At 44.7% G+C, this 20,221-nt stretch carries 22 protein-coding genes; 7 read left to right on the top strand and 15 right to left on the bottom strand.

Annotated elements, in window-relative coordinates; genetic code table 11:
- Positions 1–168 precede the first annotated feature (168 nt).
- Positions 169–1,149 carry an aldo/keto reductase gene (locus WFI24_RS09230; RefSeq protein ID WP_336760094.1) on the top strand — a complete coding sequence of 327 codons (981 nt, stop codon included), beginning with the start codon at positions 169–171 and terminating at the stop codon, positions 1,147–1,149.
- 71 nt (positions 1,150–1,220) lie between these two features.
- Here WFI24_RS09230 and WFI24_RS09225 read toward each other — a convergent pair whose 3' ends face one another.
- Together WFI24_RS09225 and WFI24_RS09220 are read right to left on the bottom strand one after the other, a co-directional pair.
- Positions 1,221–1,592: an iron chaperone gene (locus WFI24_RS09225; protein ID WP_145317404.1), complete on the bottom strand. Its 372-nt coding sequence runs from the start codon at positions 1,590–1,592 to the stop codon at positions 1,221–1,223.
- A gap of 174 nt (positions 1,593–1,766) precedes the next feature.
- Positions 1,767–2,807, bottom strand: coding sequence for an NAD(P)-dependent alcohol dehydrogenase (locus WFI24_RS09220; protein ID WP_336760091.1), 1,041 nt, complete (start codon positions 2,805–2,807; stop codon positions 1,767–1,769).
- A 192-nt stretch (positions 2,808–2,999) separates the two neighbouring features.
- Here WFI24_RS09220 and WFI24_RS09215 point away from each other — a divergent pair, with 192 nt between their 5' ends.
- A complete protein-coding gene (locus WFI24_RS09215) occupies positions 3,000–3,413 on the top strand; it encodes a MerR family transcriptional regulator (protein ID WP_442956201.1) in 414 nt (137 codons plus the stop codon).
- 74 nt (positions 3,414–3,487) lie between these two features.
- Here the strand turns inward: WFI24_RS09215 and WFI24_RS09210 are convergent, their stop codons facing one another.
- Entirely contained in the window at positions 3,488–4,066 is a 579-nt protein-coding gene (locus tag WFI24_RS09210; RefSeq protein WP_336760087.1) for a TetR/AcrR family transcriptional regulator, read from the bottom strand.
- Between the two features lie 202 nt (positions 4,067–4,268).
- Here WFI24_RS09210 and WFI24_RS09205 point away from each other — a divergent pair, with 202 nt between their 5' ends.
- Positions 4,269–5,192, top strand: a complete 924-nt coding sequence (locus WFI24_RS09205) for an AraC family transcriptional regulator (protein ID WP_336760085.1) — start codon at positions 4,269–4,271, stop codon at positions 5,190–5,192.
- A gap of 109 nt (positions 5,193–5,301) precedes the next feature.
- On the opposite strand, the gene WFI24_RS09200 is transcribed toward WFI24_RS09205, so the two are convergent.
- From WFI24_RS09200 to WFI24_RS09180, 5 genes are all read right to left on the bottom strand, one after another.
- On the bottom strand, positions 5,302–6,324 hold the full coding sequence (locus WFI24_RS09200; protein WP_336760083.1) for an NADH:flavin oxidoreductase/NADH oxidase: 1,023 nt from the start codon (positions 6,322–6,324) through the stop codon (positions 5,302–5,304).
- A 120-nt stretch (positions 6,325–6,444) separates the two neighbouring features.
- A complete protein-coding gene (locus WFI24_RS09195) occupies positions 6,445–6,789 on the bottom strand; it encodes a rhodanese-like domain-containing protein (protein WP_336760081.1) in 345 nt (114 codons plus the stop codon).
- A 53-nt stretch (positions 6,790–6,842) separates the two neighbouring features.
- On the bottom strand, positions 6,843–7,487 hold the full coding sequence (locus tag WFI24_RS09190) for an SDR family oxidoreductase (protein WP_336760079.1): 645 nt from the start codon (positions 7,485–7,487) through the stop codon (positions 6,843–6,845).
- A gap of 136 nt (positions 7,488–7,623) precedes the next feature.
- Entirely contained in the window at positions 7,624–8,049 is a 426-nt protein-coding gene (locus tag WFI24_RS09185) for a MarR family winged helix-turn-helix transcriptional regulator (protein WP_336760077.1), read from the bottom strand.
- Positions 8,050–8,237: 188 nt separating this feature from the next.
- Positions 8,238–9,266 carry an ABC transporter substrate-binding protein gene (locus tag WFI24_RS09180; RefSeq protein ID WP_336760076.1) on the bottom strand — a complete coding sequence of 343 codons (1,029 nt, stop codon included), beginning with the start codon at positions 9,264–9,266 and terminating at the stop codon, positions 8,238–8,240.
- Positions 9,267–9,486: 220 nt separating this feature from the next.
- On the opposite strand from WFI24_RS09180, the gene WFI24_RS09175 reads away from it, so the two are divergent.
- Positions 9,487–10,290, top strand: a complete 804-nt coding sequence (locus WFI24_RS09175) for an undecaprenyl-diphosphate phosphatase (RefSeq protein ID WP_336760288.1) — start codon at positions 9,487–9,489, stop codon at positions 10,288–10,290.
- A gap of 89 nt (positions 10,291–10,379) precedes the next feature.
- Here WFI24_RS09175 and WFI24_RS09170 read toward each other — a convergent pair whose 3' ends face one another.
- Both WFI24_RS09170 and WFI24_RS09165 read right to left on the bottom strand, forming a co-directional pair.
- Positions 10,380–11,558: an MFS transporter gene (locus tag WFI24_RS09170; protein WP_336760074.1), complete on the bottom strand. Its 1,179-nt coding sequence runs from the start codon at positions 11,556–11,558 to the stop codon at positions 10,380–10,382.
- Between the two features lie 145 nt (positions 11,559–11,703).
- Positions 11,704–12,561 carry an arginase family protein gene (locus tag WFI24_RS09165; RefSeq protein ID WP_336760072.1) on the bottom strand — a complete coding sequence of 286 codons (858 nt, stop codon included), beginning with the start codon at positions 12,559–12,561 and terminating at the stop codon, positions 11,704–11,706.
- A gap of 105 nt (positions 12,562–12,666) precedes the next feature.
- Between WFI24_RS09165 and WFI24_RS09160 the strand changes: the two genes are divergently transcribed.
- Positions 12,667–13,032: a winged helix-turn-helix transcriptional regulator gene (locus WFI24_RS09160; RefSeq protein WP_336760286.1), complete on the top strand. Its 366-nt coding sequence runs from the start codon at positions 12,667–12,669 to the stop codon at positions 13,030–13,032.
- Between the two features lie 134 nt (positions 13,033–13,166).
- Here the strand turns inward: WFI24_RS09160 and WFI24_RS09155 are convergent, their stop codons facing one another.
- A complete protein-coding gene (locus tag WFI24_RS09155; RefSeq protein WP_336760070.1) occupies positions 13,167–13,637 on the bottom strand; it encodes a GNAT family N-acetyltransferase in 471 nt (156 codons plus the stop codon).
- Positions 13,638–13,838: 201 nt separating this feature from the next.
- Between WFI24_RS09155 and WFI24_RS09150 the strand changes: the two genes are divergently transcribed.
- Positions 13,839–14,504, top strand: a complete 666-nt coding sequence (locus WFI24_RS09150; protein ID WP_336760068.1) for an MBL fold metallo-hydrolase — start codon at positions 13,839–13,841, stop codon at positions 14,502–14,504.
- Positions 14,505–14,803: 299 nt separating this feature from the next.
- On the opposite strand, the gene WFI24_RS09145 is transcribed toward WFI24_RS09150, so the two are convergent.
- On the bottom strand, positions 14,804–15,427 hold the full coding sequence (locus tag WFI24_RS09145) for a hypothetical protein (protein ID WP_336760066.1): 624 nt from the start codon (positions 15,425–15,427) through the stop codon (positions 14,804–14,806).
- Positions 15,428–15,652: 225 nt separating this feature from the next.
- Here WFI24_RS09145 and metE point away from each other — a divergent pair, with 225 nt between their 5' ends.
- Complete coding sequence (gene metE / locus WFI24_RS09140) at positions 15,653–17,947, top strand: 5-methyltetrahydropteroyltriglutamate--homocysteine S-methyltransferase (RefSeq protein ID WP_336760064.1); 2,295 nt, start codon at positions 15,653–15,655, stop codon at positions 17,945–17,947.
- Positions 17,948–18,120: 173 nt separating this feature from the next.
- Here metE and WFI24_RS09135 read toward each other — a convergent pair whose 3' ends face one another.
- Genes WFI24_RS09135 through WFI24_RS09125 form a run of 3 tightly spaced genes read right to left on the bottom strand, consistent with a single transcriptional unit; the run spans position 18,121 to position 20,202 of the window.
- Positions 18,121–18,672: a TlpA family protein disulfide reductase gene (locus tag WFI24_RS09135; protein ID WP_336760062.1), complete on the bottom strand. Its 552-nt coding sequence runs from the start codon at positions 18,670–18,672 to the stop codon at positions 18,121–18,123.
- Between the two features lie 2 nt (positions 18,673–18,674).
- Positions 18,675–19,388 (bottom strand): heme ABC exporter ATP-binding protein CcmA, encoded by a 714-nt coding sequence (gene ccmA / locus WFI24_RS09130; RefSeq protein ID WP_336760060.1) that lies wholly within the window; start codon positions 19,386–19,388, stop codon positions 18,675–18,677.
- Positions 19,381–20,202 carry an ABC transporter permease gene (locus WFI24_RS09125; RefSeq protein WP_336760284.1) on the bottom strand — a complete coding sequence of 274 codons (822 nt, stop codon included), beginning with the start codon at positions 20,200–20,202 and terminating at the stop codon, positions 19,381–19,383. The genes ccmA and WFI24_RS09125 overlap by 8 nt, the downstream gene beginning before the upstream one ends.
- Between the last annotated feature and the right edge of the window lie 19 nt (positions 20,203–20,221).

Below are 20,221 nucleotides of genomic sequence, written 5' to 3'. Positions count from 1 at the left end.
GGGCATTTTTTTTGTTCTATATCCAGCCGATTTGGAGATAATGATAGGATTAGGCAAAAGTTTGATAGAAATGTGGTACAGGCTGGTTCGTTCGTTATGACATAATAAATGAAAATAGGTCACCATACAGGTGGCCTTAATAAATATTAGAAAGGATTTGAACATCATATGGAATATACAAAACTTGGTAACACAGGCTTGGACGTATCTCGATTTTGCCTGGGATGTATGGGGTTCGGGGACGCCAGTAAGTGGGTTCATCAATGGGTATTGAATGAAGAGAACTCCCGCCCTGTCATCAAAAAAGCGCTAGATTTAGGCATTAATTTCTTCGATACAGCGAATGTATACTCTTTGGGTACAAGTGAGGAATATCTTGGTCGGGCATTAAAGGATTATGCCAATCGTGATGAGGTTGTCATTGCAACCAAGATCCACGGACAGATGCATGAGGGGCCCAACGGTTCTGGCCTTTCGAGAAAAGCCATCATGAGTGAAATAGACAAGAGTCTGAAACGTTTGGAAACGGATTATGTCGACCTGTATATCATCCATCGCTGGGATTACAATACCCCTATTGAAGAAACCATGGAAGCTTTACATGATGTGGTGAAGTCCGGTAAAGCGAGATACATTGGAGCTTCAGCGATGTTCGCATGGCAGTTCCAAAAGGCATTGCATGTGGCCGAGAGAAATAGTTGGACCAAGTTCGTTTCCATGCAAAACCACTTAAACCTCATCTATCGTGAAGAAGAACGCGAGATGCTTCCTCTGTGCAAGGAAGAAAAGATTGGTGTGACTCCCTACAGTCCTCTGGCTTCAGGCAGGTTAACCCGTGACTGGTCTGTAACCACGCTTCGTTCCGAGACAGACGAAGTGCAAAAATCCAAGTATAACGGAACCAGTGATGCGGATCGGCTTGTTGTAGAGCGGGTTGCATTCATTGCAGAAAAGTATGGTGTTCCTCGCACACACATTGCACTTGCCTGGTTATTACAAAAAGATACCGTGGCGGCTCCGATTATCGGTGCCACCAAATTATCGCATCTGGATGATGCGGTAGGTGCTCTGTCTGTTAAGTTGACCACAGAAGATGTTACGTTCCTTGAAGAGCCATACGTACCTCACCCTGTAGTAGGTCATAAATAATGGTGTAATATAGCGAGGACCCTTAACTTCCGAATCTGGAAGTTAGGGGTCTTCTTTTTTTTCATCGCGATTTATTTACGCCAAAATGTTGAACAGTCTGCCTTATCCGCGATATTGAACTCAATCATTCGCTCAAGTAACGAAAAATCAATTTCCTGTTTCCACTTCATCCGAACCAATTCTTTGGTGTGATCATAACCCGCCTGAGTGATCTCTTCCGAAAAACGGTTAATTCCTGCCTTCTCGGGAGCAACAGCCAAATGTTGCTTGGATACGCTGAAGCCAATGATAAAAGTCTCGTGATCGGTAAACATCGGTTGATTCCATGCTATTTTTTGCTTTAGATTCGGAAATTTTTCAGTAATCCAGTTCAAGACTTCTTCCGTCCGTGCCTGATGTTCCGGGTTATCGATACGTGCTATAAATTCTGCAAAGGTCTCCATTGCTTTCCCCCTATATCAATAAATATACTGCTTCTTTTGCCCCATTCGATCTCATTCTATCATGAATCCATCAACCGAATCTAACGAGATCATAAGAAAACAAGCAAGCAACTGACCTTGGTGGCCAGCTGCTTGCTTGTCTACTCATGCATCGAGTTATTACTTACTTCACAATTACATTGTGCTGATATCAATAACAAAGCGATATTTAACGTCGGAAGCCAGTACGCGTTTGTATGCTTCGTCAATCTGGTCTGCGGAGATGACCTCAATATTAGGCGCAATATCATGTTCTGCACAGAAATCGAGCATTTCCTGCGTCTCACGAATGCCACCAATCATGGAACCTGCGAATGAACGGCGATGACCAATGAGAGAGAATACATTAACAGCTAATGGCTCTGCAGGAGCACCCACGTTCACGAGAGTACCATCCAGCGTGAGCAGTGAGAAATAAGCGTTAATATCAATATTCGCACTTACTGTGTTAATCATCAGATCAAAAGTCCCTGCAAGTTTTTCGAACGTTTCCGGTTCGCTTGTTGCGTAGTAGTGATCTGCACCAAATTGCAGTCCATCTTCTTTTTTACTCAAGGACTGGGAGAGAACCGTTACTTCGGCACCCATCGCATGTGCAATTTTAACAGCCATATGACCTAGGCCACCCATACCTACAACGGCAACCTTCTTACCTGGGCCAGCTCCCCAGTGATGCAGCGGTGAATACGTCGTAATACCTGCACACAGCAAAGGTGCAGCAGCGTCCAGTGCAATGTTATCCGGGATCCGAACGATGAAATCCTCGACTACAACAATATGGGTAGAATATCCACCTTGCGTAGGTTCACCATATTTGTCTACACCAGCGTAGGTAGGAATATTTCCTTTGAGACAGTATTGCTCTTCACCTTTGCGGCAGTTATCACATTCACCACAAGAGTCAACCATACATCCGACCCCTACTCGGTCACCGACCTTGTATTTGGATACTCCGGTTCCTACATCTGTTACAATCCCGGCAATCTCGTGTCCAGGAACAAGCGGATAATTCACAGGACCCCATTCACCGTGGGCAGTATGGATGTCAGAATGGCAGATACCGGCATATTTAATCTCGATTAATACATCATTCGTATCCAGATCACGTCGTTTAATTTCAGCACTTCGGAATTGTTGGTCTGGTCCGTCAACTGCTCTGGCTTTAGCTATAATCAATGTAATAACCTCCTAGTAATTTAAAGTTCAAAATAATCTTACCCCCTCTAGTTAACTCTAGGTCAAATATTTATCTTACTTTTTTATCTCCACCTCACTTTGACATGTTGAATGCAGCATGGTAGAATTTCACTCGGATCAATCCTAGAGTTAACTCGAAGTCTACCCCTTGTGGAAAGGAATTTTATGAAAATGACCTATTCAATCGGTGAAGTTGCCAAAAAATTAGACCTTACGGTATATACATTGCGTTACTACGATAAGGAAGGACTTATGCCTTTTGTAGAGCGTACGACGAGCGGTACACGTTTGTTCAAAGATTCTGACATTGACTTTCTAAAGATCATCCAATGTCTGAAGCTGACCGGGATGCCTATTAAGGACATCAAAGACTTCATTGAATGGTGTTCTGAAGGGGACTCCACCCTGAAGCAGAGATATGACATGTTCACGGAGCGAAAAGCTAGCGTAGAAGCACAGATGGAAGAATTAAGAAAGACCATGGAGGTCATTGAACACAAATGCGCATACTACGAGACTGCTTTGAAGGCTGGGACTGAAGAGATACACAAAGTTAAATCAATAGAAAATGCCATTACCAATTGATGTTTTATACTTTTTTTCTAAAATTGACGAAAAAAAATAGCTTGAAGTCCGCTAACGGATTTCAAGCTACTTTATCATTTTTCCAAAAGCTTCATCGATACATGGATAATGCGATTTAATTTTTCTTTATCCATCGAAGTTCTTGCCATGGCTCGTATGCCCACGGAAATATTATGCAGGTACTCTGCCATTTCCTTCGCATCCTGAGTTGAGGAGAACTCTCCATCCCGCTGTCCCCACTCAATAATTTGCTCGAACATCCGCTCTGCTACATTAAATGATTCAAGAGATCGGGAGTCCACCTCCGTATCACGTGGGCCCAGCTCCACCGCCGAATTCACGATCAGGCAACCCGATGGCGTACCCTCTGCTTCGCTGATCATAACTTCGAAAATTTTGTGCAGTGCTTCCACTGCCGTCTTGGACGATTTGATCTCTGCGAGTAATGTGCTGCTGACCTTACCATTATAACGATCCATTGCCTGCAAAAACAACGAATGTTTGTCGTCAAACGTATCATATATACTTCTGCGATGAATCCCCATATGCTCAACCAGGTCACTCATCGACGTCTTCTCGTAACCTTGTTCCCAGAAGATCTTCATTGCTTTATCCAATACTTCGTTTACTTCAAACTCTTTACTCCTAGCCATTTTGACTTCCCTCCCAAAATCAATCTAACACATCGGGAACGATCAGTAAATAAAATATGGACCAGTGAATATTCAGCCGGTAAGTAACATATCTTATCCATTCACCTCAAATGTTTGCCTATTCCTATCCGTTTTCTACCGCCTTGGGTCAATCTACGATAGAATGTGGTTATTATGTTGTGAGAAAAAAAGGAGAACTTTCATGTCTGATCAAATACACGAACAACAGAACGAATTAGCCACACTCATTGACCGTTTTTCTGACAAGGACGGGGTGCATTCTACTGCCATTCCCTCCTTATTTTTAATTCGTGAATCTGTCGTTACGGAACCCCTATTCAGAGTTAATGAACCGTCCTTCTGCATTATCGTTCAGGGCGAAAAAGAGGTACTGCTGGGACAGGATCGTTTCCGTTATGGTCCAGGAAGTTATATCGTCGCAACCGTTGATTTGCCAGTTAGTGGACAAGTCATTCAGGCCTCGCCTGAAGCTCCTTACCTGGCGCTAAAACTTGAGTTTACATCCAGTGAAATTCTGGAGGTATTAAACCATTCCGACTTTCCTACAAAACCGCTGAAAAATGCGAGAAGGGCCATGTTTGTAAGCCAAACTGAACCGTCTCTGCTGGACGCGGTCGTCAGGTTGGCACGATTACTGGAAGAACAATCGGAAGATATCCCACTACTCGCACCTTTGTTCAAGAAGGAAATTCTCTATAGAGTATTGAAAGGTCCCCATGGGGTTGCCCTAGAACAAGCTACAATGGAGGGCAGCCACACGTATCGAGTCAAAGACGTCATTCAATATATTATGAATCACTCTGATCAGAATTTCAGGGTTGAGGAATTGGCCGACTTGGCTAATATGAGCACTGCCTCGCTGTATAGACACTTTAAAGAAGTGACTGCCATGAGTCCAATTCAGTTTCAAAAACAACTCAGGCTTCAGGAAGCTCGACGCTTGTTATTATCTAAGTCCACCGATGCAGCAGATGTAGCATTTCAGGTAGGTTACGAGAGCCCTTCCCAATTCAGTCGTGAATACTCCCGCATGTTCGGTTTTCCGCCCCGGGAAGATATCAAACGTCTGAGAGGTAAAACCGATGAATCGACAACGATCTCCTGACTGCTACTCGCTAATATCATTCCTTCACATCGTTTAGTTTAACCCAAAAAAGGACTCCTTCTGTTTTGGCAGTCGGAGTCCTTTCTTATCCATATTTTAATGCAGATCATTAAAAACCAGTCGTATATTGTTTTGGAACGTCCGTTGTCTTGCGCAAAGCAGAAGCTGCTTCCAAGGCCCAGTAAGGATTTCTTAACAGCCCTCTGCCGACTGCAACGAGATCAGCTTCTTCATTGCCGATAACTGCATTCGCCAATTTCGGGTCGTCCAGTCTTCCAACAGCAATCACGGGCACATCAAGAGCTTCTTTGATTGCTTTAGCGAGAGGTACTTGATAAGCTGCGTGAGTTCCTGGTCTGCCCGATGCACCAATAGGTCCCTCGCCACCAGATGAGATATCGAACAGGTCCACGCCTGCCTCTTGATATGCCTTGGCAAACTCGGAACTTTCTTCAATTCCATAACCACCTTCGACGTATTCTTTTGCTGAAATACGCATCATCAGGGGCATGTCTTTTGGCATCTCTGCCTTTGCAGCCTGAATGATCTCCCGGCCGAATAAAGTTAAATCTTGTCCATATTCGTCTTCGCGCTTGTTCGTTAGTGGAGAATGGAACTGATGAATCAGATAGCCATGTGCGCCATGAAGCTCAATCGCATCAAATCCAGCTTTCACTGCACGCGCTACTGCACTACGGAATCTCTCAACCATTCCTTTTACTTCATCCGTTGTGAGCGCTCTTGGCTGCTTGGAATTCTCATCAAAGGTGATCGCGGATGGAGCTACTGGAACCTCGGCATCTTCTGCTTTGCGGCCCGCATGAGCGATCTGGATAGCAACCTTGGCACCATAACTGTGACACGCATCTACGATCCGCTTCAGAGCTGGGATCTGTTCATCTGACCATAACCCAAGATCATAATCTGAAATTCGGCCATCTGGTTCCACATCTGTCATTTCAATGATAATGAAACCTGTTCCCCCCACGGCACGACTAACGTAGTGCATATAATGCCAATCTGTTGCTATACCATCTTTTTGCTCAACTGAATATTGGCACATTGGAGCCATTACGACACGGTTTTTAAGCTCTAGGCTTTTAAAAGAATATGGACTAAACAAATCTGTCATCAAAATAAAGCTCCCCTTTTCATGAATCACGTATAATAAAATGCATGCGCAAGCATTGAAACAGTGCCTACACTTAATAATTCCGTATGATTAAGAACTCACATGTATCTTTTACTTCATTTACTTCATCACATAAAGACAGTTAAACCCATGCTTTCGCAAAATACGTATAGCCTTTTTGGATTGAAGCATACCAGGAGACATTATAATTACGTTATCTTCTCGAAGAAGGTATTTTTGCCAGGTGAAAGCAAGACGTCCCAGTGAGATGTTAATCGTATCCGGAGTAGGATTAGCCATATAATCCGTCGCATCTCGAATATCGATCACTTTATACTGCCGAAAGTCACGCTCTTGTCTGAGAAATACTTGATAATCAATATATTCAAGATTGCGCAATGGCCAAAATTGACGTACAACGATGAAGATACCTAATATGAAGGTCAAAAGCATCAACATAATCATTGTATAGCCCTCTCTTAACTCATCTGATATATCGGCGAAAATTTTGTTTTGGATCAAAGTCTACTCAATGCCTCAGATATTACATCCTCGCCAGTGATTAGATCAAATGAACGCTTGTAGGTATTCTTCTCACTCAAACTGGCCAAAATCACATGAGCTACATCTTCACGAGCGATGTTACCGGATGTAATATTCTCAGAAGCAGAAACTTTACCTGTCCCTGGTTCATTCGTTAGAATCCCTGGACGTATGATGGTATATGTTAACCCACTGCTCTCTAACAATTTGTCAGCATAGTGTTTCGCTGCATAATATGGAAGGATGTTATCATGCCAGTTCTCACGATTATTGGCTTGGATTGCACTCACCATGATAAATCGATCAATACCCGCTTTTTGAGCCGCTTCAATGGTTTTTCCGGCACCATCCAGATCAATCAGGAGTGTTTTATCATATCCCGTTGTACCGCCAGAGCCAGCTGCAAATACGATTGCATCACAACCCGTTGCAGCAGCTACAAGTGAGTCAACCGAACCTTCCAAGTCGGCAACCACTGTTTCCACACCCTGTGCCGCAAATGTATCTACCTGTTCTTGTTTTCGTACCATGGCAAGAACCGTGTGCTCTTCACTATTCTTCAAAAGCTGAATAAGCTGTTGTCCAATTTGTCCATTTGAGCCGACAACGAACATCTTCATGTTCAATACCTCCTTATACATGAATCACTGCACCCACATTAAAAGCATGCGCATGCATTTAATTTAACGGATAGATTAATGAGTGTCAAGTCTTCTTATAGGGTAAATGACTACATTACCCTATATTCACCCTACCTTAGAACAATTCTTTAGTGAGGTTCTCTAATCGAGTCTCAAATCCATCCTGTTCCAATTCAGTTTGCAAGACCTGATTAAACGTTTGAAGTGCTTGCTTGTATTTATTCTCTCCAAGCTCCGTAATACGAGTGTAAATACCACGCCGGTCATCTTCACATGCATGTCTCTCCAGAGCCCCACAGTCTTTGGCTTCCATCCTAACGACGAGCCTGGAAGTAGCACTTTGGCTCAACCCCACCAGTTCTTGAAGTTGCTGTAGGCGTAATTCCTTACCCTCCGCATTATATATGAAGTTTAACACATAAAATTCCTTCAAAGATAAGTCATATTGTTGAAGCAGAGCTTGTTCCAGCTTCTCGTTCAGATGGGTATGAATGTTAGAGAAAGCCAACCAAACATTCAAACGTTCACTTTTTTGCTGCAATCTAGATCACCCCACTTGATATTTAATGTTCATCAGCTGTTATCCTATTGTATCAAGCTTAATTACATTGGTCAAAATCCATCCAAGATCGACGTATATAACATTCTAAGCTCATAAGAAGAGCATTTCCCCGTCTTGTAGCGACGTTTTCGGAAATGCTCCAGTATTACCATGTCTATGGTTCAATCTTACTTCGCCGAAAGCAGGCTGTCCGTAATAAACTGCAACTGACCTTCCAGCGTTACCGGATCGTTATACGTATCAGAGGTTGGATCAAGCTGGAACACATGATTTGCCTTCACTGCAGGCAAGGTCTTCCATAATGTATTATCGTATACGATCTTGGGATCAGTCTTATCTCCGGACCACGGACTGGTGAAGATGATATCACCTGCATACTCCGGCAATAGTTCCATGGAGATCGAAGCCCATCCAGTCCCGCTGTCAATTGCTTCAACTTGAGCCTTGGCTGGTGCCTTGAGACCAAACTCCCCATAAATAATTTCACCGCCTCGACCGTAGTTATGACCGAATACAAATAACCCTTTTGCATACGGATTCAGGATGGAAACAGTGCGATCACCGACAACTTCCTGAACCTTAGGCTTCAGTTCATTAATGCGCTCTTCCCATTTAGCATTCCAGGCTATAGCGGCGTCTTCTCTATTCGTGAGCTTACCCATTTCAAGCATTAGATCCTTGAAATCACGCTTGCCAAATGTAATCTGTACGACAGGCGCAATCTGCTCCAGCTTGTCGATGCCCTCGGTGCCCGTGTACACGATAAATAGGTCTGGTTTTAGACTGATTAGCTTCTCTGGAGTAGGTACTTCACCCAAGTCACTGGTGCCCGCTGCTGCAAGTTGATCCTTGATATACTTGTTGTTCATCGCTCCGGATAAAGCACCGACTACCGGTGCATCCAGGGCAACAAAGTACCCTGTCGAGAATGACGTCAGATCAACGATACGTTGTGGATTCTTGGGCACCTGCACTTCGCCGGCATCCGATTGATATGTAACGAGCTCCTCTTCAGCAGTGGCACTGGTTTCAGCGGAAGAATCTGCATTCGAGTCCGTCTTGGTTTCTGTCTCCGCAGCTGCGTTCGCGCTATCAGCAGTTTTACTATTGGTCGTGGCAGACTGTCCACATGCACTAAGTACAAGTAACAAGATGAGTGCCATCATGATCCATATTGGTGTTCTCTGTTTCCGCAAAATAAACCCACCTCTTCATTGATATTGATAATCGTTATCAACGATATCATGCTCTGAACGATTTTACAAGACAAGTTTATTTCACTCACTCTATGAATTCTAACTTGCACGTCACCAAGTTAAACAGCTATCATCAATAGAGTAGACAAGTCACTTTTATTAATAAGAGAGATCATTGGATAGCCAATGAAACGTATTCAAGGAGGACAACAGGGCAGAGATTATATTGTGGTTAAAGTATTTGTTTTTAGGTATTGTTCAAGGTGCGACAGAACCAATCCCCGTCTCCTCAAGCGGTCACCTGATCATCGCTCAGAGACTTATGGGCATGAAGCAGAACGGATTGTCATTTGAGATTTTAACGAACACGGCATCGCTTATCGCTATTATTTTTATATACCGGGAAGATATCAAAAAGTTGATCATTGGTGCACTAGGTTACCTGCGTACTCGTAAAGAAGAATATCGAGCAGACTTCATGTTTTGCTTATACATAATTATTGGTACGATCCCCGCTGCTGTCGTTGCAGTCCTGTTCAAGGACCGGATTGAAGAAATTTTCTCGTCCGTATATACCGTTTCCATCGCGCTATTGATCACCGGGGTTGCCTTATGGCTGATTCGTAATCTCCGTGGTCGCAAGCAAGATGGAGATCTGTCTACGAAAGATGCATTGTTGGTAGGGCTGGCTCAGGCGGTCGCTCTTATTCCGGGCATTAGCCGCTCAGGGGCAACTGTAATCGCCTCGATCGCTGTCGGCATGAAACAGGAAACGGCTTTGAAGTTCTCCTTCATGCTGTATATTCCCATTAGCATTGGCGGACTCATTATGGGTGTATCCGACATTGCCAATGATCCGAACCGATCACAGTTGGCTATCCCATATCTGATTGCATTTATCACAACGCTCTTCGTCACCTATTTCTCCATGAGATGGTTTATGGGCATTATGGCCAGAGGCAACCTGAAATACTTTTCGTATTACTGTTTTGCCGCAGGTACCTTGCTACTGATCTTTTTATAAAAAATAAGCAGGTAAAACAAAAGGAACAACCAGGGATGGTTGTTCCTTTTGTTTTGTAATGAGGGAACCACATTCCATGAAGGCAAGAGTTAGACGGTCAGACGGTCAGCCTTACTGCTTCTGTTAACCAGCTCTGTAGCCACGAACATGACACTGAAGAGCATAAGAAGAATCAGGGGTACCATTGACATTCCCCATTGGCTTGCAATCAGGCCCATACCTAAAGGAATTAAAGTTGATCCCGTATAGGCGCTTGCCATTTCAAGTCCAATTACACTTGGGGAGGCCTTCTCTCCGAACCGTTCTGGTGTCACGTGAACAATACTCGGATAGATCGGTGCTCCACCCAATCCGACCACAAACAGCGCGCCTGCTGCAATCCAGTACGGAATCGGCATAACCAGGATGACTAATCCGAAACATCCAACAATTCCACCATACCTGATGAGATGTTTGCTCGATACATGCGTCGATAGAAATCCTGAGATTATACGTCCTACGATGATTCCGATAAAGAACAAGGAAGATAACGCTGCCGCAGTACCTGGAGATACGCCTTTACTACCTATGAAGAAAGAAGCCATCCATAGACCAGCAGCTGTCTCCGAACCGTTGTAGCAGAGCATGGCCAGCATCGACATCTTCACACCGGGGATGCGTATAGCCTCCCTGTTGCTCACACGTTTCTTCTCATCGCCTGATTCTTCTATTCTCCCCTTCTCGAAGATCTTCCATAGAGACAACGTTGACAATAAGATCACCGCGATCCCCAGGAGAATCAACCCTACTGTAACGTATCCTGCACGCCAGTTGTTTGCTTGATTCAGCCAATATGCCATTACGAGTGGACCTGTCACCGCACCAATTCCCCAGAAACAATGCAGCCAATTCATATGCTTCGCCTTGAAATGTAATGCTACATAATTACTAAGTGCCGCATCCACCGAACCTGCACCTAAGCCGAGAGGGATCGCCAGAATCAGGAAAAACACAAAATTCTCGGAGATTGAAAATCCCAACAGAGCAACGGTTGTTGAGAGGATGCTGAATAACGTGACCCTCCCCGTTCCGAATCGGTGTAACAATCGACTGGCCGAAAGACTGGACACTACTGTACAAAATGAAATAATTAACGATATGTAACCTGCCATTTCTGTTGTCGCATGTATATCGTTTTTCATTATGGACCAGGCACTGCCAAGTAAGGCATCTGGCAGTCCCAGTCCTATAAATGCGAGATAGATAATGATTAGTAATAACGTGACCATCTGGGTGTACTCTCCTCAGTTTGTTTGAATTCTGATTCGCATTGAACCACCCATATAATAATATTGATATTTCTATTGATGATCTTCCTCAATATTGACTTAATATATCAGTATTCTGATATATTCTGGCGACTTACAACCTATATCACTGGTTCAAAATAGGAATTTCTCCAAGCAAATTCTTCAAGTTAATGGCATCCCACGGCATATGCTCGGTTATCCCTAATCCGACTACATCTGTTTCTTCAGACAGTTCTTTGATCAGATGAAGCAAGTGAGGTATTTGCATGGTTCCCGCTGGTGAAAACACATAAGGTTCCCCTGGTTTGGCGAATAACAATGAACGGAACATGTTGGGATCGAGCACATCCAGATCAAGGTGAATTGCCAGGTGTTTGAACCCATTTTCTTTAATCCACTTCTTAATCAAATCCATGCCATAGGTTAAATCTTCAGTTCCAGCCGTTCGGATACCCAATCTTTGAATCACTTCGCTTTCCTGTTCCGTGGGGGTTGTCAACCCGGCCATGAAGACATGTTCAGGCTTCAAAGGGACTCTCACATGTTTGGCAAACTCCTGATCGCCTTCCCCAAGAAGGTTCCCGAGCGGTAAAGTATGACCGTTGTCATAGCCCTCGTATCTAACCAAATCACCGTGAGCATCAATCCATATCAAACCAAGTTCTCCGCCATATCGTTCATTTAAATAAGCAAACGGGGCTTGTTCGACCAAACAGTCACCGCCAAACATGACAATGCGATCAGGCTGGTGAGCTTGAATGATATGCTGGGCAGCCAGCAATTGCTGAAGTAGCTGTGTTCTGCCTTTTATCCCGTTCTCGCTTACCAGAGGTGTTCCATCATAAGCCTCAACAGGAACATGAATGAGAGGTTGATTATTGTCAGGTGCGAGCCAAGCAAGCAGTTCCGCTCCAAAAGAGTAGTTCGGATTATCTCCACCTTGCCATTGTGGCATAAGCAGACGTATTGTTTTTTGAGTCATCTTAAATCTCCTTTACTTCAAAGTAAGGTTAGTATAAACTGAGCCCAAACAAATAAATAGTACGGTCTTTTATGATAGGTACTACCCGAAAGGATAGTGTAAATGATGAGTATGGCTGAATACCACGGTAAAGTTAAAAACATTCAAGATACCCCTTTTGGATACACGTTGTCTGTCATTGGTGGCAAATGGAAAATGGTGATTATGTATCTCCTGGCAGAAAACCAGCCCGTCCGCTTCAATGAACTGAAAAGACAGATCGGTGCGATTACGTATAAAACGCTGAGTTCACAGCTCAAAGAATTGGAAGCAGATGGTATGGTCGAACGGAAAGAATATCCCCAAGTCCCTCCTAAAGTCGAGTACCGTCTGACAGCGAAAGCTGAAACGTTATTGCCCGTTTTGGAAGGCCTATGCGAATGGGGTGTCCAACATCAAGACCCTTCGATCATTCATTCCGCAAAGGATTAAGACCTTTGGTCTATACCTTTAGAAAAATCGGATATGTAAAACGCAAAAAAAGTCGCCCATAGGCGACTTTTTCTTGTATCTTCATATGCTCCTCTGTCCGTTCAGCGAATGGAAGCTTTGATTCGTTTGTAGCGTTATACTTTTTCGTGTACCAGATCTTTCTGGTAGGCCAACACTCTATCCCAATTACCACTGAAAATAGGGATTCGATAATATCCCACCCGCTCATAGAGTGCTGCTGCTTCTGGCTGCAAGGGGCCCGTTTGCAGTTTCAGATTAGTGTAACCCAGTTCGTACGCAAGACGCTCCGCCTCAGCCAAAATCGCCTGGGCAATCCCCTTCCGACGATATCCACTTCGTGTATACATGCGTTTAACCTCTACAGATGTTTCATCAAGGGGCCGAAGTGCTCCGCAACCAACCGGATACCCGTCGATTCTGGCGACGATAAAGGCCGCACGTGGTACTTCAACGTCTGACAGTTGAAAACCTGCCGTCCCATCACCACCATAGAGCAAACCGAGTTCTTCGCTCAGTTCCTTAATCAATTGCAGCGAATCCTCGCTTCGAATATCTTCAGCTGCCGCATGCACGATGTGTGTCATCCCACATACCCCCCTTTATCTCATTGGACTTGTTGGTTTTTGCGATATATATAAATTATCATTCCCAACACCAAGCGTCAATTCCCCCATCCATTGAATATTTCTATAAGTATCCGCGTATCTTTTTGCAGTCTTTATTCGTTTACCTAAGTAATATAATGACCCATTTTGTATATCAATATATTCTTTGGAGGTCGCATTATGGAAATTTCAAAAGGAATAGAAATGCTTCAGCTCGATTTTGAAGGGAATGTGATTCACCCTATTCTGATACGGGATGAAAAAACAGCTGTGTTAATAGACACCGGTTTCCCCGGGCAATATGATGATTTACGCATTGCGTTAGAAAACATAGGCATGCCGATCAGCCAACTTAAAGCAGTGATTTTAACACATCAGGATGTAGACCATATCGGGTGTCTTCCCGAGATTTTGCAAGAGTGTGGCTCACAAGTCAAGATATATGCGCATGCGCTGGATAAGCCGTATATTGAGGGACAGCTCCCTCTTCTCAAAGACGGTCACCTTGAGCATCCTCCAAAGGGCAAAGTAGATGAAACCGTGACTGATGGTCAGGTACTCCCGTTTTGCGGTGGAATTCGCGTTATTCATACACCTGGTCATACGCCAGGTCATATCAGTCTTTATCTGAAGCGAAGCAAGACACTCATTGCCGGAGATTCAATGTACAGTGTGGAAGGCATGCTTGGAGGCATACATGAACCAACTACACTGGATATAGAGACAGCCCGGTTCTCTTTGAAAAAATATACCGAACTCGACATTACATCTGTGGTTTGTTATCACGGAGGACTAAGTCATAGGAATGTAAATGAACAGATCTCAGGGCTATATAAATTGAACTAACGAATATTTACACTGCACACTCCGATGACAGAACAACCTTCCGATCGCTGTTATCCCCAGATTTTTTTGATTCCTTTTATAAAGGTTAAATCCGGGGATAGCGTATGCTTCCGATGTAGCTTTCTTGCAGAAAGCTTGTAGGCGAACGCTCCGCTTCTTCAGGTTCTTTCTGTCCTCTTCGTTTTGTGTAAATGTTTAGTTCAATTTATATAGTTAAGGGTTTATAATATTTTTGAATTTGCTGTTGCGCGAATAATTCCTGTATATGCCACTACAATTCTCTATCATTATGCATAGTTCTATGGTTTGGCATACTGCAAAATGGCTGTAGCCGCACGAATTCGCAGCTCTTCTTCTTCACTCTGTAGCGCTTCTCTGAGCACATGGAGAGCGGCTTGAATCGTGGCTTCATCTACCTCGACTGGGGGAGGAATAACTGCACCCGATGCTGCGGTGACTGCAAGTCCGCGATCCAGTTCTGCTAGTGAAACCGGATACTCAAACTTCGCAAGAATGGATGAGTCATTTTGCAATGCTTGCACTTTGTCATTTAACTCAGCAAGTGGAATACGCCCCAACCATGTAACTCCGCGACGATGGCAGATCAAGTCTTCTTCAGTACCAGCGGAATCGTCGTAATAATAATCCCCGATATCTCCCACGTACGTCCACTCATCATCATTAATTAGGACATAATCCCCATCCTGCATGAGGTTAACAAACATATGTAGTGTCGCAAGTGTGCTCGCCAATTCCCACTCATCAAAACCATAATGCTCGACCAACTTTTCCTTCCATAACTCCGGAGGCGTATGCTCCAGATCCCCCGTACCTGACCAAGCGATACCAATAAAATGTTCTTCCAAAAAGGACTTTACTCTGTTGATTCCATGCACGGTCGACTGGATATGATACAGATTCACAAGTACCGCCTTCCTTTCAATCATTCGTATGAACATAGTTAACCATTGTAACATTAGCGGGGTCTATTTCAAACGTAATGAGTTCTTCCAGTTCTATACCTCATGCTAAAAGATTCTTTCCGATATAGCCTCAGGCTATAACTAGGTATAATTTAATGGAATTACGTTATAACTCCGGATCTGTGATAAATTTTGTGTAACATAAAAGCAGAGGGGTTTTAAACGATGACGAAAAGTAGTGTATTGGGATATCCGCGTATTGGTGCTGATCGGGAATGGAAGAAAGCGTTGGAAGCGTTCTGGGCTGGCAAGCTGGAGGAAAATGAATTCCACGCACGTTTGCAGGAGATCCGTATCGATCATTTGCGCAAGCAGCAAGCAAAAGGCATCGACCTCATTCCGGTGAATGATTTCAGTTATTATGATCATATCCTGGATACAGCCGTGATGTTCGGCATTATTCCCAAACGATTTGCTTATGATGGTGGCTCCGTTCCGTTGTCCGTATATTATGGTATTGCCCGGGGAACGAAAGATGCCGCAGCAAGCGAAATGACGAAATGGTTCAACACTAACTATCACTACATTGTGCCTGAACTGGACGAGGCTTCCCCAACTCTCACGGAGAACAAACCCCTTCTCGCTTATCGTGAAGCAAAAGAAAAACTCGGTATTGAAGGCAAACCGGTCATTGTTGGACCGCTAACCTTCCTGAAACTCTCCAAAGGCTATGATAAATCCGAGACGGACGCTTGGCTGGACCGCTTGCTGCCACTTTACACTCAATTGCTTCAAGAACTTGCAAGCGAGGGCGTTCAGTGGGTGCAGATCGACGAGCCTATTCTGGTAACCAAATTAAGCGATGAGGATGTACAGCGTCTGAATAAAATATATGAGACATTTGCAGCAGCCGTTCCAGGCCTGAATATTATGCTGCAAACGTACTTTGAATCTGTTGAAAACTACAACGAGATTGTTGCACTGCCAGTTCAAGGTGTAGGACTTGATTTTGTACACGGATTCTCTGGCAACAGCCAAGCCATTCAAACATCTGGTTTCCCGGCGGACAAAGTATTGGGAGCAGGTATTATTGATGGGCGTGGAATCTGGAAAGCTTCCCTTCAAGGAAAACTGAAGTTGCTGAATGAATTGGCCGAAGTCGTGACACCTGAACGTATTATCGTGCAATCGTCCTGCAGCCTGCTGCATGTGCCAGTAACGACAGAACGGGAGACCAAACTCACGTCCGAACTGAAAAATGCTCTTGCGTTTGCAGATGAAAAGCTGGATGAAATTGTTCTTTTGACTACAGCTTTATCTTCACCAAGTGCAGAGCTTACCGCTAAAATAGATGAAGCAGAGCTTACCCTTCAGACGCTTCAACAATCCGAAGATCGGAACCGCACCGCTGTTCAACAAGCCGTTGCTTCCATCAGTGTTCAACAGCCGGAGCGCTCCCGTCCTTTTGCAGAGCGTCATGAAGCCCAACAGGCCAAATGGAAACTGCCACTCTTCCCGACAACAACGATTGGTAGTTTCCCGCAATCTGCTGAAGTCAGAAAAGCACGTCAGTTGTGGCGCAAAGGTGAGTTGAACAACGAACAGTATGCTGCCTTCATCCGGGAGCAGATTGATATCTGGATTAAGATTCAGGAAGAGATCGGAATTGACGTACTGGTGCATGGTGAGTTTGAGCGTACCGACATGGTTGAATTCTTTGGCGAGAAACTTGCCGGTTTTGCCTTTACACAGTTTGGCTGGGTACAATCATATGGTTCACGTTGCGTGAAGCCTCCTATTATCTTCGGCGATGTTGCGTTTACGGGTGAAATGACGGTGGAAGAAACGAAATATGCCCAATCGCAGACTGAGCGCCCTGTCAAAGGCATGCTGACTGGCCCGATTACAATCATGAACTGGTCATTCGTACGCGAAGACATTGCTCGTGAGCAGATCGCCTATCAATTGGCGTATGCACTGAGACAGGAAGTTGAAGCACTTGAACAGGCAGGTATCGGCATGATCCAGGTTGACGAGCCGGCTGTTCGCGAAGGGCTTCCACTGAAAGAAAATGAACAAGCGGATTACCTGGCTTGGGCAGTCAAAGCGTTCCGTATCTCCACGTGCACGGTGCATGAAACGACGCAAATCCATACGCATATGTGCTATTGCGAATTCCATGACATGATTGATTCCATTGAAGCTATGGATGCAGATGTTATCTCCATTGAGACATCCCGTAGTCACGGTGAACTGATTCATAGTTTTGAAGAAAATACGTATGAGCTCGGTATCGGTCTTGGCGTATATGATATCCATAGTCCACGTGTTCCAAGTGTGGATGAAATGAGCAGCATGATTGAACGTGCTCTGCGTGTTCTTGATCCGAAGCTGTTCTGGATTAACCCGGACTGCGGATTGAAAACCCGTGGACAGGAAGAAACGGTTGCTTCCCTGCGCAACATGGTTGATGCAACCAGAATCGCTCGTAACAATCATGCTTCAGCTGCCGTATTGTAATCGGCTGCGAAGCAGCATAGCTTCAATTGTAAAGCCGGACACCCCTTCGTTAAATGGGTGTCCGGCTTTTTATATGGTTACTTTTGTCGTTACTTTTAACGTACATTCATTTCACTTGTAACATTGCGATCTTTGGCGTTCCTGCCCCTTTTCTCACCATCCAACGCTTACGACTAGATACTCTCTTCCAGCCATTGCTGCAATGGTATATCTTCGGTCAGTTCACCGAGCAGTATGTGACGGAACTCCCCATCCCCATCAATAACCATCGTTGCGGGCAAACCTGTAATACGATACATACCTGATATGTTGCCCGTCACATCAATGATCACCGGAAAATCAAACGCCTGCTTATCCATAAACTCACGGATCGTGCCCTTCGATTCCCCCACGTTAACAAACAGGGTTTCCACGTCGTTCTGATAGTCCTGAGCAATCTGGTGAACGAGCGGCATCTCCCTTACACAAGGTGTGCACCATGAAGCCCAAAAGTTAATCATGACGGCTTTGCCCTGATAATCGGACAGGCTGACTTGTTCCCCTGCTGAATTAACCGCTGTGAACTCAGGGGCTTTTGCGCCTGCTTCAATAGCGTTGCCTCGCTGAGATTCGGGTGTCGATACATTTTCGAAAATGGCCCATGTACCTGCGAGCAATGCAACTACACCAATCAAAATTGTAAGTGTACGTCTGCTTTTAAAACTCTTTTTCTGCAATAAACTCACCTTCACTTTAAACCAAGACTTTGATGAAATGCTGCATGGAGCGAACCGAATTGATCACAAAAGTCGTGAGTCGAGCCCTCTCCAACATTACGTCCATGGTTCATGAATATCACCTGATCCGCAATGTCGTCTGCAATCTCCAACTGATGGGTCGAGAACACGACCATGTGACCATCCTGTTTGATTCCCTTGAGCAGCTGAGTTAATTCCTGCATCCAAAATGGGTCCAATCCATTTGTTGGCTCATCCATGATGAGCAGTGGAGGTTTGGACAGTACAGCTTGGGCAAATAACACACGTTGGCGCATGCCTTTGGAGAAGGTCGTAACCCGTTTGTTCTTTTGATCCTCCAACCCTACCATGGTCAGTACTTCCTGTACTCTCTTCTTGGGAACTTTTCTTAGAGAAGCCCAGAACAGAAGTACTTCCTCTGCTGTCAGTCCCTGATTAAATTGATAATCGTCCGGCATATATCCAATCTGCTGTGAATAACGGTTGCGCTCCTTCAACCATCGCACATTGTTCACCACAACCTCACCGGAGGTAGGCCGAAGAATTCCGGCGATCATACGCAGCACTGTGCTCTTCCCTGCGCCATTCCCTCCACAGAGGGCAAGCACTTGGCCTGATGTTATGCGAAAGGAGATATCCTGAACAATGGGTTGCTTTTTAATGGATTTACACAATTCCATCACTTCGAGTCCCACTTTATCCATGAGAACGCCCCCTCTCCCAGATTGCATATACCGCTACGACAGAGAAGGCAATCCAGAACAGGCATATCCCGATGAAGATCCAACTGCCACTGGGTTGCTGCACCCACTCCACCCATCGATAATATTCTGGTCCCAGAATGGAGCCGCCCCCAAGTTTGATCACGACATACAAGCGCACCAGCTCGGCCGGATTGATGAGCGTGAACATAACCAGCAGCGGTTTCACCCACAGATAAGGCATCAGTCCCAGCACAGAGAGCAATAAGGTCGGCCACCCAATGACTGCGAAAAACCATACGGTCACGGAGATCGTCAACGCCTGCCACCGATTACGCGACAACGAACCGATAAAGAGAGCCAGTGTCAGGAATAACAACACCAGTCCACAGGAAAATGCCAGAAAGAGAAGATATGTCATGACATCCATTGGATTCCCGATTACTCCGCTAATGACCCCCATCAGGCCGTATCCAAACGCAACAATGGTGATTAAAACAATCGAGAGCCCGAGATACTTGCCCACAATAAAAGACATCGTGCCGATGGGATACGTGGATAGCAGTTGCCAGCTACCGTCTTCCTTTTCGGATGTTAGTGAGAAGGAACCGAGGAATAGCGTCATTAATGGCAAAAGGTAGAGAATGAGATTCAACATGGAACCTGTGGTGCCCGAATATCCTTCAACCAGATTCTGTGAATTCAGAAGTAACAAGCTTAAGCTAAAGGTACAAAAAAGGATCAGAAACGAATACGCCCAAGGATTGCGAAATCCCATTTTCACTTCTCGTCTTGCAATCTGTATCATATCTGACATCATTGATCACCATTTTCTA

The organism is Paenibacillus sp. USHLN196 (genome assembly GCF_037144955.1).
GTDB lineage: Bacteria > Bacillota > Bacilli > Paenibacillales > Paenibacillaceae > Paenibacillus > Paenibacillus xylanexedens_C.
The sequence above is the reverse complement of the archived record's forward strand: the minus strand, read 5'-3'. Positions and strand labels throughout refer to the sequence as shown.